Raw genomic sequence first — 4367 nt, forward strand, 5'->3', positions numbered from 1 at the left:
ATCAATGGCAAGTTGACGTTGGTGACCAAACGGCTCACCAGGTCATGCATATCCTTTTCGCCATCGCGACCGACGTAGTCGACGTTTACATCAAGCACGTGGGCGTTTTCCTTCACCTGGCCGCGGGCGACAGCTACAAGGCCATCCCAATCTTCGGAATTAAGGAGGTCCCTGACTTTTTTTGAGCCACTGGCATTGAGCCGTTCACCGATGATCAGAAATGAGTTGTCCTGGTGATAGGGCGTTGTTCCGTAGATCGAGGAAACGGAAGCTTCAGCCCCAAGCAGTGGGCGCTCCTTTCTGAGGACTGGGGTTCGTACCGGGCGGTCAGCCGGACGCATCTCCTGCGACAGCTCTGAGAGAGCGGCGATGTGAGCGGGGGTGGTGCCGCAGCAGCCACCGATCACCTGAACGCCTAAATCCTCGATGAAGTGGTGCATCGCCATCTTCATCTCAACCGGAGTCAAGCGGTAGTGAGCCACACCACCGATGTTCTCCGGCAGTCCGGCGTTTGGTATGCAGCTCACCACGAAGGGAGCATGGTCACTGAGATATTTGACGTGCTCCTTCATCTGCTCGGGACCGGTGGCGCAGTTGAGGCCTAAAACATCAATGGGGAAAGGCTCAAGAATCGAAACCACCGCTGCGATATCGGAGCCGACGAGCATCGTGCCGGTGGTTTCCATCGTGACGCTGACCATCAATGGTCGTCGTTCACCGGCCACCTCAAATGCCTGTTCAATGCCACCCAGAGCCGCCTTGATCTGCAGGGGGTCCTGACAGGTTTCGATGATGAAGAGATCCACATCCCCTGCCAGCAAGCCTCTGGCCTGCTCGGCAAAGGAATCGCGCATCTCATCGAACCCCACATGGCCGAGGGTCGGCAGCTTTGTGGTGGGGCCCATCGATCCCGCCACAAATCGGGGTTTCTCAGGGGTGCTGTAGCGATCAGCCATCTCCCTGGCCAACCGCGCAGCCTGAACATTGAGTTCGTAGGTTTGATCCTGAAGCTCGTATTCCGCTAGTACCAGGGAGGTGGCTCCGAACGTGTCGGTTTCGATCACATCGCAGCCCGCTTCAAGGAATTGGCGATGGACCTCCTGCACGGCATCGGGCCTTGTGACCACAAGATTCTCGTTACAACCCTCGAGGTCAACGCCACCGAAATCATCTGGACCGAGATCCATCTGTTGAAGCGACGTACCGGTGGCACCGTCGAATACCAAGACGGGACGCGACGGATCATGCAGACGTTGTAGAAAGCGGGAAGCGTTCAGGGTTGAAGTCTTTGTGACGGCCTGCATCGCTCACTTTCCTTGATCATGTGATTCTAAGAACGGGACTTGATCGCTAAGCCGATCCCTAGGTTTCAAGTTCGATCCTGGTCACCCAGTGGCTGAATTCAGGATCTCTTCCCTCCGTAATCGACACCAGGCGTTTTCTTAACGCATCCATCACCGGTCGGTTGGTCGGTAAGAGCGTGGATTCGAGTTGGCGAATCGGCGTGATTTTCGCCGCAGTTCCCGTCAGGAACACTTCATCAGCGATACACAGTTCGGTTTTATCAACGGGGCGTTCGACCACCTGCAATCCCATGTGCTTGGCCAGCTCAATCACGCTGGAGCGGGTGATTCCCTCAAGTATGTCCTGGTCCACGCCAGGTGTGATCAGGACGCCGTCGCGCACCAAAAACAGATTCATGCCACTGGCTTCGCTGACCTTTCCCCGGGTGTTCATCAGCAGTGCTTCATCGAAGCCGCTCGTGACGGCTTCCGTTTTGGCAAGGGAGCTAGTGATGTAAGCACCGCTGATTTTTCCGCGCAGGGGGAGTGAGCGATCCTCCTGCCTGGTCCAGCTACTAATACGGCAACTCACACCATCGGGGGAGAGGTAATCGCCCAGCTCTAAACCGTAAATCAGGAAATCAGTCTCGATGTTGTGCAGACGGGGTGCGATGCCTAGATCACTGGTGTAGACAAACGGCCTCAGGTAGATCGGCGTGGTGGGCTTGTTAGCCCTCAGCACCGCAATCAAAGCCTCCATCACGGTGTCTTCGGTTAGGTCGGCGAGCAGGAGCTTGGCGCTTTGGGACAGACGCCGGGCATGGCGGTCTGGTCGAAACAACAGCATGCCGCCAGGCTTTTCGGGATCTGGAATCGCACGCATCCCACCGAAAGCACCAGTGCCGTAGTGAAGGGCATGCGTAGCGATCGAAACCTTGGCCTGGTCAAAGGGGATGCAGCGGCCTTCAAACCAGGCGTAGGGAAGGAACTGATGCATCGCTCATCGCTCGATCCTCAAATTTTCTCACTCCCCTCGCTCTGTTGGTGAGATGTGATCAGACCAGAATGGAGACATGCATCGACTGAGCAGTCTTCCTGGCGCTGAAAGCAACGAGGTTTTCACCGTTGTTGAGCAACCGCCGGCTCCCATCCTTTTTCTCACGAGCGCTGCGACCGACATCAGTACGCTCTCAGCCTGCCTCCAGCAGCCAGAGCTAGGCCACTGGAACGAGCAATTGCGTGCTTTGCCACTCGATTGTCTGCGCCATCCAGCTCAAATTGATCATTATTTGGCCACAACGGGGTGTACGGCTCGGGTGCTCGTGGTGCGCTTATTGGGCGGGCGGGGCCACTGGAGCTACGGGCTTGAACAGTGCCGTCGTTGGCAGTCTTCTGCTCAAAATCGGACCTTGATCGTCCTGGCGGGGACCGTTGATCAAAATGATGAACTCCATCCGATTGGATCGGTGTCGTCCGCGCTGTCTCAACAGCTGGCTCTGTTGCTGCGTGAAGGCGGGATGTCCAACATGACCAAGGTTTTGAAGGCGATTCACCCCTTCATCAACCGCTGCAAGGCACCTGAACTCCTCAATGTTGGTATCGATCTTCAGCCCGAACGGATGGCTGATCCAGCTCCGTTTGATTGGTGTGATGAACCTGGTGCGAAGGTCGGAGTCCTGCTCTATCGGGCTCATGCCCGTGCCGCAGACACGGACTGGTGTCATCAACTTTTAACGGCGTTGCGAAGCCGTGGATTATCACCGCGTGCCCTGTGGGTGAGCAGCTTGAGAGATCCCGTGGTCCAAGAGGGGGTGCAACGAGCATTTCAAGCGCAGGATGTGCAGCTAGTGGTCAGCACCACGGCCTTTGCATCGGTGCAGTTTCAAGAGGCAGGGCTTGGCACTCCGCTTTGGGATGGCCTTGATCTGCCCGTGTTGCAGCTGCTGTGCTCTGGACGATCCAAGCAGGATTGGGACGCTACAACCCAGGGTCTTGATCCCATCGATCTCTCCCTTCAAGTGGTTCTTCCTGAGTTGGATGGCCGCATCACCACAAGAATCGGTGCCTTCCGGGAAGTTCAGGATTCGGAATCCAGTTTGTCGACGGCTGTTAAAGGTTTGGTTCCCGACTCCGTTGGGCTGAATTGGCTGGCCGACCATGCCCGTTGTTGGGTGGATCTTCGTCAAACGGAAGCAGCAGAGAAGCGCGTGGCATTGGTGCTTGCGAATTACCCAGTTCGCAATGGACGTTTAGCCAATGGGGTTGGTCTGGACACACCCGCCAGCACCATCAATATTTTGAACTGGCTTGCTGAAGCGGGCGTTGAGCTGGGCAGCGAGTCGCGTCCCGATTCGTCTGAGGCGCTGATGGCCCGACTGTTGTCTGGACGCAGCAACGATCCCGAGAGTTTTCACCTTCAGCCCCTGACCTATCTACCTCTCCACCACTATTTGCGCTGGTGGAGTCAGCTCCCACCTGGCGCACGAGCTCTGATTGAGCGCCGTTGGGGCTCACCAGAACAGGCCGTGGATCTGGAGGAGAAGGGGTTTGCTGTCCATGGTTTGCTTCTGGGTCATGTGGCCGTGTTGATTCAACCCAGCCGCGGCTATGACCCCGACCAGATCAGTGATCTTCATTCGCCTGATCTTCCTCCCCCTCATCGTTATTTGGCCCAATATCTTTGGCTGCAGGAGGTGCACGCCACCCAGCTGATGGTCCATGTGGGGAAGCATGGCAGTGCCGAATGGTTACCAGGCAAGTCGGTTGGACTGAGTGAAGCCTGTGGTCCAGGGCTAGCGCTTGCTCCGATCCCTCACGTTTATCCCTTCATCGTGAATGATCCGGGGGAGGGATCTCAAGCCAAGCGTCGGGGACATGCCGTGATCCTCGACCACCTCACTCCGCCCTTGGGTCGGGCTGGATTGCATGGATCTTTGCTGTCTCTGGAAGCCTTGCTGGATGAGTACGTCGAGGCTCGTCAAGTTGCTGCTGAACGCTGCGATGTACTCGAGCAGCAAATCAAGCAGTTGCTACAACACCTCGATTGGCCATCCTTCCCCGATGCATCGAATGATTCTTCCAGCG

General features: G+C 56.7%; 3 protein-coding genes. 1 reads left to right on the forward strand and 2 read right to left on the reverse strand.

Annotation, left to right across the window (positions count from 1 at the left end):
- Together NCN04_RS08380 and NCN04_RS08385 are read right to left on the reverse strand one after the other, a co-directional pair.
- On the reverse strand, positions 1 to 1304 hold a 1304-nt coding region (locus tag NCN04_RS08380), incomplete at its 3' end, for a homocysteine S-methyltransferase family protein (RefSeq protein WP_250395785.1).
- 58 nt (positions 1305 to 1362) lie between these two features.
- Positions 1363 to 2280 (reverse strand): branched-chain amino acid transaminase, encoded by a 918-nt coding sequence (locus tag NCN04_RS08385; protein ID WP_250395786.1) that lies wholly within the window; start codon positions 2278 to 2280, stop codon positions 1363 to 1365.
- 76 nt (positions 2281 to 2356) lie between these two features.
- Between NCN04_RS08385 and NCN04_RS08390 the strand changes: the two genes are divergently transcribed.
- The coding region (locus tag NCN04_RS08390) for a cobaltochelatase subunit CobN (protein ID WP_250395787.1) at positions 2357 to 4367 on the forward strand (2011 nt) is incomplete at its 3' end.

This window comes from Synechococcus sp. MU1655 (assembly GCF_023630655.1).
In the GTDB taxonomy this organism is placed as follows: domain Bacteria; phylum Cyanobacteriota; class Cyanobacteriia; order PCC-6307; family Cyanobiaceae; genus Synechococcus_C.

Excerpts from the sequence above, each read along its gene's own strand:
- NCN04_RS08385 (WP_250395786.1), bottom strand. The coding sequence starts at position 2,280 with ATGCATCAGTTCCTTCCCTACGCCTGGTTTGAAGGCCGCTGCATCCCC.